Source organism: Sphingomonas sp. (assembly GCF_004799495.1).
Taxonomy (GTDB): Bacteria; Pseudomonadota; Alphaproteobacteria; order Sphingomonadales; family Sphingomonadaceae; genus Sphingomonas.
In genome coordinates this window covers 49908-64483 of the sequence record NZ_SSMY01000006.1, presented here as the reverse complement: position 1 = coordinate 64483, position 14576 = coordinate 49908, and the positions used below count along the sequence as shown (strand labels likewise).

Here is a 14576-nt window from a genome sequence, read left to right as displayed (position 1 = left end):
AAGATGCAACCATGGCGATGGGGCTCGACAATACCGGATTCAGCGACGCGCTGGTGATATTGGGTGCGGCGGGAATCGTGATCCCGGCGTTCGCGCGGTTCCGGATCAGCCCTGTGATCGGGTTCATCCTGGTCGGGATGCTGGTCGGCCCGGCCGGGCTGGGCGCCCTGGTGGGCAAGCATCCCTGGCTCTACCACGTCACGATATCCGACGCGCACGCGATCGAGCCGTTCGCCGAGTTCGGCATCACCTTGCTGCTGTTCTCGATCGGGCTCGAACTGTCGCTGAAGCGATTGTGGGGCATGCGCGGCGCCGTGTTCGGGGTCGGCGCGGCGGAGCTGTTCGGATGCGCCGCCGTGATCGGCGGAGCATTGCTGGCGTTCGGCGATGGCTGGTCGGCAGGACTGGGGCTCGGCCTGGCGCTCGCGCTGTCGTCGACCGCGTTGGTCTTGCCGATCGCCGGGACCGAAACGGCGGTGGGGCGCAGCGCGTTCGCGATGCTATTGTTCGAGGATCTCGCGCTGGTGCCGATCATCTTCGTGCTCGCGGCGCTTGGCGGCGGTGCGGCGAGCGGCGTGCTCACCACATTGCTGTGGGGTGCGGTCAGCATCGCGGCGATCTTCCTGGTCGGGCGTTTCGTCTTGCCGCGCCTGTTCGCGCAAGCTGCCCGGACCAAGAGCCCCGAACTCTTTCTCGCAATCTCGTTGCTGGTCGTGATCGCCGCGAGTCTCGCCACATCGGCCGCCGGCCTGTCGCCGATCGTCGGCGCCTTGCTCGCGGGGCTGCTGATCGCCGAGACCGAATATCACAGCGAGGTCGAGGTCATCACCGCGCCGTTCAAGGGCCTCGCGCTCGGCGTGTTCCTGATCACGGTCGGCATGAGTCTCAACCTCGAGACGTTGCTCGCCAACTGGAGCGAGTTCGTGCTGGCGCTGGCGGGCGTCGTCGCGGCCAAGTCGCTCGTCACGTTCGGCCTGCTCCGCCTGTCGGGCGCGCGCAGCGGGACGGCGGCGGAAACCAGCCTGCTGATGTCGAGTCCATCCGAGACGACGCTGATCGTACTGGGAACGGCCGCGTCGGCGGGGCTGATCGCGGCGGGCGATGCCGCGTTCTGGCAGACGGTGACCGCGCTCGGCCTGACGATCACGCCCGCGCTCGCCGAGATCGGCCGGATGGTCGCGCGGCGGATCGAGGCGCGCGAGAAGCTGGCGCCCGACCTTCAGCTCGACGCGGAGGGACCGGGAACCGTCGTCATCGGCTTTGGCCGCGTCGGGCGCATGGTCGCCGACATGCTCAAGGAACACGGCCAGCCCTATATCGCGGTCGAGGCCGATATCGACGCCGCCAACGCCGCGCGGCGCGAGGGCTATCCGGTGATTTTCGGCGATGTCGCGCGCAGCGAACTGGTCGACCGCCTCAACCTTGGCCGGGCCAGGGCGCTCGTGCTGACGATGGACGACCCTGTGCTGACCGTTCGGATGACCAAGCGCGTGCGCGGCTGGGTGCCCGACCTGACGATCGTCGCCCGCGCCCGCGACGCGGCCCACGCCGCCGAATTGTACAAGGCCGGGGTCACCGACGCGGTGCCCGAAACGCTCGAAAGTTCGCTGCAATTGTCCGAAGCCGTGCTGGTCGACCTGGGCATCGCGATGGGCCCGGTGATCGCGTCGATCCACGAAAAGCGCGACGAATTGCGGAAAGCGATCCGGGACGCGGCAAAGCTCGACCGCGAACCGCGGATCAGGCGCGTGCGGCGCGCACCGTCATGACGGATGGAGAATACGCGACATGCTGACGATGATCGCCGCGATCCTGGCGGCAGCCACGGTCGGCCATGACGCGACCGGGCCCGACCCGATGGCCGCGATCCGGCAGGGCAAGCTCCGCTGCGGCTGGCCCGATGCCGCGCTCAAGACATGCAGGTCGATCGCACGCTACACCGCGCTGTCCGACGACACGTTCGACGTCTCGGTCGACGGATTGCCAAGCGAGGACGGGCTGGTGCTGCATTACACGTCGCGCGGGCGGGTCGCGCGCAACCAATTGTGCATCAGGATAACCGCTGACGACATCGCGCGGTCGACCTTCACCAAGGGCGGCGTGACCATGATCGGCACCGCGCTGGAAAACGCCCGCAACGCGACGCGCGCAGACTTCGCCCCGCTGTTCGGTCGCGAAATCTGCGACCGCGACGATCCGCCGGGCACCGACGGCGTTTCGGCGTCGGTGTCGTTCGTCGACGGGGTGCTGGCCCCCGCGCTCGACCGGACGGTGAAGTGGGTGGACGTCCGCGACGGCTATGCGCTCGGACCGTTGCCGGGCGGGATGATCTGACGCGACGTCGCGTCAGGCGGCTGCCAACGCCGCCCTGACCGCCGCAACCGCTTCCTCACCCTTGCCCCCCTCCGGCCCGCCGCCCTGCGCCATGTCGGGGCGGCCACCGCCACCCTGCCCGCCGAGCACTTCGACCGCCTTCTTCAGCAGGTCGACCGCGTTGAGCTTGTCCGTCAGTTCGTCGGTTACGCCGACCGCGACCGACGCGCGGCCATCGTTGACCGCGACGATCATCGCGACGCCCGACCCGATCCGTTGCTTGGCCTCGTCGACCGCGCCGCGCAGGCCCTTGGCTTCCAGCCCGTCGACCACCTGGCCGACGAAATTGACCCCGCCGACCTGTTCCGGACCGGCCGGCGCCGTACCGCCCCCGGCACCGAGCGCCAGCGCCTTCTTCGCCTCGGCCAGTTCGCGTTCGAGCCGGCGGCGATCCTCGACGAGCTGCGCGACACGCGCCGGCACTTCGTCGGGCGACGACTTGAGCGCCGCGGCCGCCTCGCGCAGTTTCTCGTCACGCCCGGCGAGATAGGCCCGCGCCGCCTCACCGGTCAGCGCCTCGACGCGCCGCACGCCCGACGACACGGCGCCTTCGCTCACGACCTTGAACAGCCCGATATCGCCAGTCGCGTTGACGTGGGTGCCACCGCACAACTCGAGGCTGTAGATGCCGTCGTCGCGTCGGCCCATCGACACGACACGGACTTCGTCGCCATATTTCTCCCCGAACAGCGCCATAGCGCCCTCGGCGATCGCTTCGTCGGGGGTCATCAGGCGCGTGGAAACCGGATCGTTCTGGCGGATGTAGGCGTTGACGTCGGCCTCGACCGCGGCAAGCGCCTCGGCCTCGATGGCGACGGGTTGCGAGAAGTCGAAGCGCAGCCGGTCGGGCGCGACCAAGCTGCCTTTCTGCGCGACATGCGTGCCGAGCCGCTCGCGCAGCGCCGCATGGAGCAAGTGCGTCGCCGAATGGTTCGCGCGGATCGCGTTGCGGCGTTCGCTGTCGACCACCATATGAACGGCGTCTCCGACCGCAAGGTCACCCGCCTCAATCGTCGTGCGGTGCGACCACAATCGCCCGAGATGCTTGGCGGTATCCGTAACGCGTCCCTTGAACCCCTTGTCGTTGCTCGCAAGGCCAGCATCGCCGACCTGCCCGCCGCTCTCGGCATAGAACGGCGTCTGGTTCAGCACGATCTCGACTTCGTCGCCCACGCCCGCGCGATCGACCCGCGCGCCATCCTTGATCAGCGCGACCACTTCGCCCTCGCCTTCCTCGGACGCATAGCCGGTGAACTCGGTCCCGCCCTTCTCCTCGGCGAGGTCGAACCACAATTCGTCCGATCCCTTGTCGCCGGACCCCTTCCAGGCGGCGCGCGCGGCGCGCTTCTGTTCGGCCATCGCCGCGTCGAAGCCTGCGCGGTCGACCTGCAACCCCTGCGCACGCAACGCATCCTCGGTCAGGTCGTAAGGGAAACCATAGGTGTCGTAGAGCTTGAACGCGGTTTCGCCCGCCAGCGTCGCCCCTGACGCCATCCCCGCCGTCGCTTCGTCGAGGAGCTTCAGCCCCTTGTCGAGCGTCTTGCGAAACTGCGTCTCTTCCTGCTGCAACGTCGCCTCGATCAGCGATTGCGCGCGGATCAGTTCGGGATAGGCCGCGCCCATTTCGGCAACCAGCGCCGGCACAAGGCGGTGCATCAACGGCTCCTTCGCGCCGAGCAGATGCGCGTGCCGCATCGCGCGGCGCATGATGCGGCGGAGCACGTAACCGCGTCCCTCGTTCGCCGGCAGCACGCCGTCGGAAACCAGGAAGCCCGAGGTGCGCAAATGATCCGCTATCACGCGGTGGCTCGCCTGGTTCGCGCCCGTCGTCGCCGTGTGCGTCAGCGCACCCGACGCGGCGATCAGCGCCTTGAACGTGTCCGTGTCGTAATTGTCGTGGACGCCCTGCATCACCGCGGCAATGCGCTCCAGCCCCATGCCCGTGTCGATCTGCGGCTTGGGCAGGCCGGCGACCTGGACGTCGTTTTCCTGCAGGAATTGCATGAAGACGAGGTTCCAGATTTCGACGAAGCGATCGCCGTCCTCATCGGGACCGCCCGGCGGTCCACCGGGGATATGGTCGCCATGGTCGTAGAAGATTTCCGAGCACGGCCCGCACGGCCCGTCGCTGCCCATCGCCCAGAAATTGTCCTTGGTGGCGATGCGGATGATCCGCTCCTCGGGCAGGCCGCTGATCTTGCGCCACAGGTCGAATGCCTGATCGTCGGTATGATAGACGGTCGCGGTCAGCCGGTCCGCCGGCAGCCCCCATTCCCTCGTCAGCAGCGTCCAGGCGTGAAGGATCGCCTGCTCCTTGAAATACTCGCCGAATGAGAAATTGCCGAGCATTTCGAAGAAGGTGTGGTGCCGCGCGGTGTACCCGACATTGTCGAGGTCGTTGTGCTTGCCCCCGGCGCGCACGCACTTCTGCGAGCTGGTAGCGTTGGCATAAGGCCGCGATTCCAGCCCCAGAAACACGTTCTTGAACGGGACCATCCCCGCATTGACGAACATCAGCGTCGGGTCGTTCTGCGGCACCAAAGGCGCCGAGGGCACGATCGTGTGGCCGGCACGCGCGAAATAATCGAGGAAACCGCGGCGGATGTCGTTGGTCGATGTCATGGTGGCGACTTAGGCGAGCGTCCTCCGCGGATCAACCGAACGGCTGGTCGATCGACGGTGGCGGCGTGCTGAACCACTTGGGTCCGGCTTCCGTCATGTGGAAGCAATCCTCCAGCCGAACGCCGAACTTACCGGGGATGTAGATGCCCGGTTCGTTGGAGAAGCACATGCCCGGCGCAAGCTTGGTCGTCTCGCCGCGCACCAGATTGACCGGTTCGTGCCCGTCGAGTCCGATCCCGTGCCCGGTGCGGTGCGAGCAACCGGGCAGCTTGTAGCCGGGGCCATACCCGAAACTCTCGTAGAGTTTGCGGATCGCGACGTCGACGCTGCCCGCCGGCACGCCGATCCGCGCGGCGGCGAGCGCGGTCTGCTGGCCTTGATGGACCTGCTCCCACACCGTCCGCTGGTCCTTGCTTGCCCTACCGAACACGAAGGTCCGCGAGATGTCGGACTGATACCCCTGCACCGTGCAGCCGCAGTCCATCAGCACGATCTCGCCGTCCCCCACGCGGTGCACCGCCTGGGTGCCGTGCGGATAAGCGGCCGCCTCGCCGATCAGGACCAGGCTGAATTCGGGGCTCCCGCCCAGCTTCGTCGTCGCGGCGTCCATCAGCGCGCCGATGTCGCGCCCGGTCATGCCCTTTTCGACGCGCGGATAGGTCCAGCGGTAGGCGGCAATGGTGATGTCGGTCGCGCGCTGCATCAGCGCGAGCTCGGCCACCGTCTTGATCATCCGGCACCCGCGCACCACCGGGTTGGCGGTGACGATCTTCGCAGCGGGCAAGGCATGCGCGAGCATGTCGGGGACGAAAAACCGCACCGTCTCCTCGATCCCGACCGGCCGCGCGGCGAGCTTGCGGTCGCGCAGGAACCCGGCGACTAGCTTGAGCGGATCCTCATCCTCCTGCCACACGCGCACCTCGGCGGAAATCGCGAGGCTCTCGCGCATCCGTGGTTCCTCGAAATAGGGCGAGACGATGCACGGCTCGCCCTCGACCGGGAGCACGGCAAGCATCGCGCGCTCGCTGCGGCCCCAGCGGATGCCGGTGAAATAGACGAGGCTCGACCCCGGCTCGATCAGCACCGCACCGATCCCGCTCGTGCGCATCAGCGCCTGCGCCCTGTCGAGCCGACGACGGCGCTCGTCGGCGCCGATCGGCACCACGCCAGCGGTCATGTCCTTGAGGCCGGAGAGATCGGACTCCGCCGCCCGCGCTGCAACCGAGGCCAAGGCGGGTCCCGCAGCCATCGCACCCAGCACGTTTCGCCGCGACAGCCGGGTCATTTGAGCATGTCGCGGCAAGACTGGTCCGCGACGCTCGCCGATACGCGGCCGGACGAGACATCGTCGTTGGTCACCGTTTGCATGTTCTCCGCGGTGATCTGATATTGGCCGGGTGCGACGCGGTACACCATCAGCATCCCGCAATAGGCGCGCATCCCGCTATATTGGCCGAGAAAGCCGAACATGGCGTAGGCGCCCGGGTGCGCCGCCTCGGTGGGGTTGAGGCGCCAGATCGGCCCTGCCAACCTGCGCGTGCCCCTCCCCAATCGGCCTTTGACATGATTGGGCTGGCCGACCCATTCTGTGATGGTCATCTCCAGCATCGGCTCGAACATCGTAACCGCCCGAACGTCGCCCGTCTGAAATCGATCGAGATAGCCGTTGGCGAATGCCGTCGCTTCCTTGGCATCGGCCTCGCTTGCTATCCAGTCGGCGGGGGCAGGCTTGAACGGGTCGTTCGCCGGATCGTAGCAGGTGAGCGCCTGGCGATAACCGATCACCCATGCCCCCCCGGCCGCACCGTTCGGATAGCCGGTCTTGAAAGAAAACCGCCCCCAGCGCGGCTTGAGCGCACCGCATTTCGCGATGCCTTTCTCGATCATCCTGGCGCTGACCTGCGGCTTGTCCTTCGCGGGAAACGATTCGATCGAAATACTGTAACCCTTGCCCGGGACGGGCGTAATCGTCATCGTCGGGTCATCCATCCCGCCGACTGCCAACATGATCGCAACCGTACCCAGCATACCCCTCTCCTACACCACTCCCGGGCTTCGATACGGCGCTTGACCCGGCGGCGACAATCCCCTTCCCTGTCCGCCGATTTGGGGAGAGTGATCTTGGCGAAGCGGCTGACGACCTTCATTCTGATCGGGCTGGTGCTCGGCATTGCAATCGGCTGGGCGATCAACGCGCATTTCGACGACGGCACGCCGGCGGCGGCGGACACGCTGAAGCATATCGCCGGCTATATTTCGATCATCACCACGATCTTCCTCCAGCTGATCAAGATGATCATCGCACCATTGGTCTTTTCGACGCTCGTCGTCGGGATCGCGCACATGGGGGACACCGGGGCGCTCGGGCGAGTCGGGCTGAAGTCGATCCTGTGGTTCCTCGGCGCCAGCCTGATGTCGCTGACGCTGGGCCTCGCGCTGGTCCACCTGCTGCAACCCGGCGTCGGGCTCAACCTCCCCCTTCCGCCAGTCACCGAGAAATCGGGGATCGACACCGCGGGGTTCGATCCGGCGAAGATCGTCAAGCACATCTTCCCCGCCTCGATCGTCGACGTCATGGCGACCAACGAAATCCTGCCGATCGTCATTTTCTCGTGCTTCTTCGGCGTCGCGATCACCGCGGTCGGCGAGAAGGCCAAGCCGATCGTGCGCGCGCTGGAAGGCGTGGTCGCCGTAATGCTGCAGATCACCGATTACGTCATGCGTTTCGCACCGTTCGCGGTATTCTCGGCAATGGCGGCCGCACTGATCGAGCACGGTCCCAACGTGATCGCCAAGCTCGCCTACTTCATGGGTAGCGTTTACGTCGGGCTGGGCACGTTGTGGCTGCTGCTGATCGGCCTTGCTTTCCTGATCATCGGGCGGCGCGTGATCAGTCTGCTACGTCACGTCCGCGATCCGGCGCTGCTTGCTTTCTCGACCGCTTCGTCGGAGGCAGCTTTGCCCCGGACGCTGGAAGCGCTCGAACGGTTCGGCGTGCCGCCGCGTATCGCAAGCTTCGTGCTGCCGCTGGGCTATTCGTTCAACCTCGACGGATCGATGATGTACATGACGTTCGCATCGCTGTTCATCGCTCAGGCATACAACATTCCGATGTCGATCGGCGCGCAGATCGGCATGCTGCTGATGCTGATGGTGACGTCGAAGGGCATTGCCGGGGTACCGCGCGCCAGCCTGGTCGTGATCGCCGCGAACCTCGACATGTTCCACTTGCCGGGCGCCGGCTTGCTGCTGGTGCTGGCGGTCGACAACTTCCTAGACATGGGGCGGTCGGCGACCAACGTGCTGGGCAATGCGATCGCATCGAGCGTCGTCGCCAAATGGGAAGGCGCGCTCGGCGCCGAGCAACCAGTGGTGATCGAGCCAGCGCATGCGCCCAGCCATGGGCTGAGCGGCAAGGACTAGCGCTCAGGCGTAAGCGTAGGGGCCGCCCTTCGCGAGCGCAGTCCGGTACGCCGGGCGCGCATGGACCTTTTCGACCCACGCGACGGTCGCGGGGCGCGAGGCGTCGAGCCCGGCGCGGCTCATCGCGGCTTCGAGCGGGAAGCTCATCATGATATCCGCCGCGGTCATCTCGTCGCCGGCGAACCACGGGCGCTGCGCGAGTTCGCTTTCGACATAGTCGAGATGGACGTCGATCATCGGCTGGATCCGCTTGGCGGCGGTCTTGCCCAGCAGCGGGATGCGGTTGACGACTAGCATCACCAGGAGCGGCGGCATCATCGACCCCTCGGCGTAGTGCAGCCATTGGCGATAGCGCAACGCAGCGTCGCGGTGCGCCGGCGGACCGAGCTTGCCGTCGGCCTTTTCGACCAAATATTCGCAGATCGCGCCGGTTTCGATGACGATCCGTCCGTCATCCTCGAGCATCGGCGACTTGCCGAGCGGGTGGACTCGCTTGAGTTCGGGTGGCGCGAGCATCGTCTTTGCATCGCGCTGATAGTGCTTGATCTCGTACGGGAGCCCGAGTTCCTCAAGCATCCACAGGATTCGTTGCGAGCGCGAATTGTTGAGGTGGTGGACGATCAGCGTCATGCGGTGTCTCCGGCGCGCGCGGTCCAGATCCAGGCAGCCGCGGGGAATTTGATCTGGCCCTCGCTTTCGTGGGCGGCAAGCGCCGTGTCCAGTCGGTCGAACAGGACCGCGCGCTGGTCGGGCGCCACGTCGGCCAGCGCGCGCGCGGCGGGGCCGATGTGCGAGAAGAATAGCCGGGCATCGTCGACCGGATTGTCACCCGCGCCGGCGATATAGGTGTAGTCGACCGGCACGGCTTCGGCATCGACCCAGCCGGCGCGGGTGAGGATACCGGCGGTCAGGTCGCGATCGGCGAACCCGAACGGGCCCGGGGCATAGACAGGGGATGCGGCTGGAGCAGGCGCGCCGGGGTCGTCGAGCAGGTGCGACCAAGGGTTGAGACCGGGATCGCGGAAACAGGAAAACACCAGCCGCGCGTCGGGCGTGCCGGCCCGGCGGATCGCCGAGAGCGCGGCAACCGGGTCGTCGAAGAACATGACGCCGTGACGCGACAGGAACAGATCGACAGCTGAAGCAGGCTTGAGCGCCGCCGTGTCGCCGACTCGGAAGGTCAAATTGGCGTGCCCCGCGCCGCGCCAGCGCGCGATCGTGATCAGGTCGGCCGACAGATCGACACCTGCAACCTCAAGCTTCGGCCGCGCCGACGCCAGCGCGATCGTGGTTTCGCCCGCCCCGCACCCGAGGTCGATCGCCTTCCCCTTCTCAGGCGCCAACGCCAAGGCGGCGCCGATCAGATGCGGCGTGAGCCCAGCGAAGCTGCGGTCGGTGCGTTGCCATTCGCGCGCCCAGACGTCGCCGACACGGCCAGCCCATTCCAAATTGCTCGTCATCGCCGCCGATCCCCCGTCCTGGAAGGTCACACTAAGGTCACAGCAAACGCAATGTCAGCAAACCCCAAATATGAAAGGCCCGCCGACGCGGGCGGGCCTTTCCGGGAAGTGCGGCGGAGGGGGGATCGCCGCGGGGGTAAAGCGTTAACGTGGATCAAGCGAATTGGTTGCAGCGCAGCAAAAATTATTTTTCGCGGCGATGGAACCTCAGAGATCGTCCTCTTCCGACGGACCCGCCATCATCTCCTCGGCGACAGCGTCGGTGCGGTTGCGGATCGCCCTTTCGAGGCGGTCGGCCATTTCCGGGTTATCCTTGAGGAACAGCTTGGCGTTCTCGCGGCCCTGCCCGATGCGGACACTGTCGTAGCTGAACCACGCGCCCGATTTCTCGACCAGCCCGGCCTTGACGCCGAGGTCGAGCACTTCGCCGATCTTCGAGATGCCCTCGCCGTACATGATGTCGAACTCGACCTGCTTGAACGGCGGCGCGACCTTGTTCTTGACGACCTTCACGCGAGTCGAGTTGCCGACCACGTCGTCGCGGTCCTTGATCGCGCCGGTGCGGCGAATGTCGAGACGAACCGACGCGTAGAACTTCAGCGCATTGCCCCCGGTCGTGGTTTCCGGATTGCCGTACATCACGCCGATCTTCATGCGCAGCTGGTTGATGAAGATCACCATGCAGCGCGAGCGGCTGATCGAACCGGTCAGCTTGCGCAGCGATTGCGACATCAGCCTGGCCTGCAGGCCGACATGGCTGTCGCCCATCTCGCCCTCGATCTCGGCGCGCGGGACGAGCGCGGCCACCGAATCGACCACCAGCACGTCGATCGCGTTCGACCGCACCAGCGTATCGACGATCTCGAGCGCCTGCTCGCCGGTATCGGGCTGCGACACGATCAGCTCGTCGATATCGACCCCGAGCTTCTTGGCATAGACCGGGTCGAGCGCGTGTTCGGCGTCGACGAACGCGGCGGTGCCGCCGTTCTTCTGCGCTTCGGCAATGACGTGCAAAGCGAGCGTGGTCTTGCCCGAACTTTCCGGCCCGTACACTTCGATCACGCGGCCGCGCGGCAACCCGCCGACGCCGAGCGCGATATCGAGCCCGAGCGAACCCGTCGAGATCGCCTCGACCTGCATCGCCTCCTTCGAGCCCAGCTTCATCGCCGAGCCCTTGCCGAACGCGCGGTCGATCTGCGCGAGAGCCGCTTCGAGCGCCTTCGCGCGTTCGCCGGAAGACTTGTCGTTGCTCAATGCCATGGGATTGTCGATGACCTTCAAAGATGCCGCCATTGGAGCCTCCATCGCGTAATGCGAACCACGTCCGCGTCAATCTGTGATCGAGCGTGTATCGTGTTTGTTCTCATGGAACAAGAGAGGAACAGAAATTATTTTGGCGCCGCCGAGTCGCCGCTCAGCGCGGCTCGATCAGCCCCGCCCGCTGGAGCAGTTCGATTAGCCCAGCCAGCGCGGGTTCGCCGAGTTGCGGGTAATGCGCCACAAGTTGCTGCGATGACACGATGCTCTGGCCGAGGAACCAGCGCGCGGCCGGCTCCGTCAACCCGAGCGCCGCCTCGCCGCCGTCCCATTGCAGCAAGGCGCCCCGCTCGTCGTCGACGATGCGCCACGGCCGGTCGCGCCGCACGAACATCGCCGGGCGAGGTCGTTGCGGCAGCGACAGCGCCCGAAACGGCTTGGCCAGTTCCAGCTGCTTGCCCAGCAAAGCGTGCGCGAACGCGGTTGTCCGCATCAGTTCGGCTGCGCGTACTGACAGCGCTTCGATCCGTTCGGCGAGCTGGCCCCCCTCTTCCGCGCGCCCGTCGGGAAGATAGGCGCGGAACTGCGGATCGCGCATTGCCAGTTGCTCGAGAACGCGAAACACGATTTGCCCGGTATGCCGCGCGACCGAAAAGGTGACGTGGAGCGATGCCGCCGACGACGCCAGCGCGTCGTGATAATAGCCGCGCGGAATGTACAGCAGGTCGCCGGGCCGCATGCGGACTTCCATCAGCACCGGCCCCTTGGCGCGATCGATCTCCGCCTGTGCGTCCGGTCCGGCATGCTGCTCGACCGGGTCGGGCGCCCGGTCGCGATAGATCCGCCAAACCTTCTCGCCCTCGCAATGAACCGCGAACACGTCGTGCAAGTCGCAATGGCTGCGGAACGCCTGAATGCCCTGAAACGAGCAATAGGCGTTCGCGCCCGACGTGCCGAGGAATTGCGCGCTCAGCATGGTCGTGATCTGCTTGAGGTCGGGAGATGCGTTCTCGACCGCATCGGCGACCAGGCTCGCGCCGAGTGCCAGCAGCGATTCGATCTTGCCCGGATCGGCGCGCCATACCGGTCCCGCCGATGTGGCGGTCTCGTCGAGATAATGATCGGGCGGCAACGGCGCGCCGTTCAGCAACAGCTTGACGTTCTCCTCGCGCCAATGGCCGGCGACGCCGAGCAGATCGTTCAGCCTGGACCAGGAAAGCAGCTTCCGGCGGCGTTCCGATGCCTCGCCCGGCGCCACGATGTGAAGCGGTGCCCGATCGTAGGTATCGCTCAGGAACGACTGGATGGGGAAAGGCGCGATGAAGTCTGCAAAATCCATGCAGCCGAGCTTACCCGCGCCCGACCTAGTGTCGAGTCTGGGACTGTCGCGGTGGTCATTGCGGCTTGCAGCCTTTCGGCGAAGCGGCGATGCTGCGCGCCATGACGACCGATCTCGCCACGTTCATCGCCGGCCTGCCCAAGGCCGAGCTTCATCTTCATATCGAGGGCAGCCTCGAGCCCGAACTGATGTTCGCGCTGGCCGAGCGCAACGGCGTGGCGATCCCGTTCAGAACCGTCGACGAGGTCCGCGCGGCGTATCAATTCTCCAACCTGCAGGACTTTCTCGACATCTATTATGCCGGCGCGAGTGTGCTCATCACCGAGGCGGATTTTCGCGACATGGCGCTCGCCTATTTCGACCGCGCGGCGGCGGACGGGGTGGTGCATGCCGAAATCTTCTTCGACCCGCAGACGCACACCGACCGCGGAATCGCTTTCGACACGGTGATGCGGGGGCTGCTCGCCGGGATGGCCGATGCCGAGGCGAAGCACGGGATGACGTCGAAGCTGATCCTGTGCTTCCTGCGCCACCTGAGCGAGGAAGCCGCGTTCGAGACGCTCGCGGCGGCCGAACCGTGGCTCGACCGGATTGCCGGGGTCGGGCTCGATTCGTCGGAGGTCGGGCATCCCCCCGAAAAGTTCGCGCGCGTTTTCGCGGCGGCGCGGGGCAAGGGGCTCAAGCTGGTCGCGCACGCGGGCGAGGAAGGACCGCCCGATTACGTCTATCAGGCGCTCGACCTGCTCGACATCGACCGGCTCGATCATGGCAACCGCAGTCTCGAAGACCCGGTGCTGACCGCGCGGCTGGCGCGTACCGGGATGACGCTGACGGTGTGCCCGCTGTCCAACGTCAAACTGTGCAATGTCGCCTCGATCGAGGAGCATCCGATCGACCGGATGCTGCGCGAAGGGCTGCGCGCGACGGTCAATTCGGACGATCCGGCCTATTTCGGCGGCTATATCGGCGCGAACTACCAGGCGGCGGTGGATGGGCGCGGGCTCGGCAAGGCGGAACTGGCGACGCTGGCGCGCAATTCGTTCCTCGGCTCGTTCCTGAGCGACGACGAGGTCGCGGGGCATCTCGCGCGGCTGGACGCTTATGTCGAGGAGCATGTCTGATGCCGGTCTTCACCCCGATCCCGCACGAGGAGTTCGTCGAACAGGTACATGTTCTCGCCGCCGAACTGGCGAAGAGCGACTGGACGCCGAGCTTCATCATCGGGATCGGGCGCGGAGGGCTCGCACCGGCGGTCTATCTGAGCCATGCCACGGGACTACCGATGCTGTCCGTCGATCACTCGAGCCAGGTCGAGGATTTCTCCGACGCGCCGCTGGTCCGGCTGGCGGCGCGCACGCGCGATGGCGAACGCTTGCTGTTCGTCGACGACATCAACGACACCGGGGCCACGATCGGCAAGCTGCGCGCGGCATTGGCGACGGCGGGCGCGGCGCGCGACCATGTGCGCTTCGCGACCTTGCTCGACAACAGCCAGTCGAAGGAACGCGTCGAGTACCGCGCCGAAACGATCGACCGGCGGACGCGCAAGGACTGGTTCGTGTTCCCGTGGGAAGCCGTCGCACCGCAGACCTCGCTCGACGCGGACGCGGCGGCGGTGCCTGAGCGGATCGCTTAAACCGTCTCCCATCGGGAGAGGGTCGAGCGGCGAGTGCCGCGAGGGGTGAGGGCCAGGTAGAAACGTTTTCGACCTGGCCCTCACCCCTCGGCGCTACGCGCCTTGTCCCTCTCCCGAATGGGAGAGGGAGTTGAGCGCCTTTTCGACGCCATCCATCGTATACGGCTTGTCCAGCCGCGGTCGGCCGGCATGGCCCTCCGCCACTTCGTCGCCGCCACTCGACAGCACGAACGGAATGTCCTTCTCGGCGAGCGCGTCGGCGACGGGCCAGCTCTTTTCCCCACCCGACAGGTTGATGTCGAGAATCGCTGCGTCGATCGGCTGCTGCGCGATTACCGCTAGTGCGGACTGGACGCTGTCGCAGGTTTCAACCGGCTGCTTGCCCAAGGCGTCGAGGAAATCCTCGAGCATCATGGCGATTAAAGGCTCGTCCTCGACGATCAGGATACGCTGGATACTCATGACG

General features: G+C 66.2%; 13 protein-coding genes. 5 read left to right on the top strand and 8 right to left on the bottom strand.

Translation table 11 applies throughout. The annotated features are described in order from the left end of the window. Window positions 1-11 precede the first annotated feature (11 nt). Both E7773_RS06120 and E7773_RS06115 read left to right on the top strand, forming a co-directional pair. A complete protein-coding gene (locus tag E7773_RS06120; RefSeq protein WP_293989487.1) occupies window positions 12-1769 on the top strand; it encodes a cation:proton antiporter in 1758 nt (585 codons plus the stop codon). 19 nt (window positions 1770-1788) lie between these two features. Beyond that, entirely contained in the window at window positions 1789-2334 is a 546-nt protein-coding gene (locus tag E7773_RS06115) for a hypothetical protein (RefSeq protein ID WP_293989485.1), read from the top strand. Between the two features lie 12 nt (window positions 2335-2346). Here E7773_RS06115 and alaS read toward each other — a convergent pair whose 3' ends face one another. Genes alaS through E7773_RS06100 form a run of 3 tightly spaced genes read right to left on the bottom strand, consistent with a single transcriptional unit; the run spans window position 2347 to window position 7023 of the window. After that, complete coding sequence (alaS, locus tag E7773_RS06110; RefSeq protein ID WP_293989484.1) at window positions 2347-4995, bottom strand: alanine--tRNA ligase; 2649 nt, start codon at window positions 4993-4995, stop codon at window positions 2347-2349. Between the two features lie 31 nt (window positions 4996-5026). Beyond that, window positions 5027-6244 (bottom strand): Xaa-Pro peptidase family protein, encoded by a 1218-nt coding sequence (locus E7773_RS06105; protein WP_293989482.1) that lies wholly within the window; start codon window positions 6242-6244, stop codon window positions 5027-5029. A 32-nt stretch (window positions 6245-6276) separates the two neighbouring features. Next, window positions 6277-7023 (bottom strand): hypothetical protein, encoded by a 747-nt coding sequence (locus tag E7773_RS06100; protein ID WP_293989480.1) that lies wholly within the window; start codon window positions 7021-7023, stop codon window positions 6277-6279. A gap of 93 nt (window positions 7024-7116) precedes the next feature. Here E7773_RS06100 and E7773_RS06095 point away from each other — a divergent pair, with 93 nt between their 5' ends. After that, on the top strand, window positions 7117-8418 hold the full coding sequence (locus E7773_RS06095) for a dicarboxylate/amino acid:cation symporter (protein ID WP_293989997.1): 1302 nt from the start codon (window positions 7117-7119) through the stop codon (window positions 8416-8418). Window positions 8419-8421: 3 nt separating this feature from the next. Here the strand turns inward: E7773_RS06095 and E7773_RS06090 are convergent, their stop codons facing one another. The 4 genes from E7773_RS06090 to E7773_RS06075 form a co-directional block, all read right to left on the bottom strand. Continuing rightward, window positions 8422-9048: a glutathione S-transferase gene (locus tag E7773_RS06090; RefSeq protein WP_293989479.1), complete on the bottom strand. Its 627-nt coding sequence runs from the start codon at window positions 9046-9048 to the stop codon at window positions 8422-8424. Further along, window positions 9045-9878 (bottom strand): class I SAM-dependent methyltransferase, encoded by an 834-nt coding sequence (locus E7773_RS06085; protein WP_293989478.1) that lies wholly within the window; start codon window positions 9876-9878, stop codon window positions 9045-9047. Before E7773_RS06085 ends, E7773_RS06090 begins: the two co-directional genes overlap by 4 nt. A 207-nt stretch (window positions 9879-10085) precedes the next feature. Beyond that, complete coding sequence (recA, locus tag E7773_RS06080; RefSeq protein WP_293989477.1) at window positions 10086-11171, bottom strand: recombinase RecA; 1086 nt, start codon at window positions 11169-11171, stop codon at window positions 10086-10088. Window positions 11172-11292: 121 nt separating this feature from the next. Further along, window positions 11293-12474 carry a cupin domain-containing protein gene (locus E7773_RS06075; RefSeq protein ID WP_293989475.1) on the bottom strand — a complete coding sequence of 394 codons (1182 nt, stop codon included), beginning with the start codon at window positions 12472-12474 and terminating at the stop codon, window positions 11293-11295. A 101-nt stretch (window positions 12475-12575) separates the two neighbouring features. Between E7773_RS06075 and E7773_RS06070 the strand changes: the two genes are divergently transcribed. Together E7773_RS06070 and E7773_RS06065 are read left to right on the top strand one after the other, a co-directional pair. Further along, a complete protein-coding gene (locus E7773_RS06070; protein WP_293989473.1) occupies window positions 12576-13595 on the top strand; it encodes an adenosine deaminase in 1020 nt (339 codons plus the stop codon). After that, window positions 13595-14110: a phosphoribosyltransferase family protein gene (locus E7773_RS06065; RefSeq protein ID WP_293989471.1), complete on the top strand. Its 516-nt coding sequence runs from the start codon at window positions 13595-13597 to the stop codon at window positions 14108-14110. The genes E7773_RS06070 and E7773_RS06065 overlap by 1 nt, the downstream gene beginning before the upstream one ends. A gap of 93 nt (window positions 14111-14203) precedes the next feature. Here E7773_RS06065 and E7773_RS06060 read toward each other — a convergent pair whose 3' ends face one another. Further along, window positions 14204-14572 (bottom strand): response regulator, encoded by a 369-nt coding sequence (locus E7773_RS06060; RefSeq protein ID WP_293989469.1) that lies wholly within the window; start codon window positions 14570-14572, stop codon window positions 14204-14206. Window positions 14573-14576 lie beyond the last annotated feature (4 nt).

What these genes read in the sequence shown, in the direction of transcription:
- E7773_RS06120 (WP_293989487.1), top strand. Translation starts at nt 12, where the DNA reads ATGGCGATGGGGCTCGACAATACCGGATTCAGCGACGCGCTGGTGATA.
- E7773_RS06115 (WP_293989485.1), top strand. Translation starts at nt 1,789, where the DNA reads ATGCTGACGATGATCGCCGCGATCCTGGCGGCAGCCACGGTCGGCCAT.
- alaS (WP_293989484.1), bottom strand. Translation starts at nt 4,995, where the DNA reads ATGACATCGACCAACGACATCCGCCGCGGTTTCCTCGATTATTTCGCG.
- E7773_RS06105 (WP_293989482.1), bottom strand. Translation starts at nt 6,244, where the DNA reads ATGGCTGCGGGACCCGCCTTGGCCTCGGTTGCAGCGCGGGCGGCGGAG.
- E7773_RS06100 (WP_293989480.1), bottom strand. Translation starts at nt 7,023, where the DNA reads ATGCTGGGTACGGTTGCGATCATGTTGGCAGTCGGCGGGATGGATGAC.
- E7773_RS06090 (WP_293989479.1), bottom strand. Translation starts at nt 9,048, where the DNA reads ATGACGCTGATCGTCCACCACCTCAACAATTCGCGCTCGCAACGAATC.
- E7773_RS06085 (WP_293989478.1), bottom strand. Translation starts at nt 9,878, where the DNA reads ATGACGAGCAATTTGGAATGGGCTGGCCGTGTCGGCGACGTCTGGGCG.
- recA (WP_293989477.1), bottom strand. Translation starts at nt 11,171, where the DNA reads ATGGCGGCATCTTTGAAGGTCATCGACAATCCCATGGCATTGAGCAAC.
- E7773_RS06075 (WP_293989475.1), bottom strand. Translation starts at nt 12,474, where the DNA reads ATGGATTTTGCAGACTTCATCGCGCCTTTCCCCATCCAGTCGTTCCTG.
- E7773_RS06070 (WP_293989473.1), top strand. Translation starts at nt 12,576, where the DNA reads ATGACGACCGATCTCGCCACGTTCATCGCCGGCCTGCCCAAGGCCGAG.
- E7773_RS06065 (WP_293989471.1), top strand. Translation starts at nt 13,595, where the DNA reads ATGCCGGTCTTCACCCCGATCCCGCACGAGGAGTTCGTCGAACAGGTA.
- E7773_RS06060 (WP_293989469.1), bottom strand. Translation starts at nt 14,572, where the DNA reads ATGAGTATCCAGCGTATCCTGATCGTCGAGGACGAGCCTTTAATCGCC.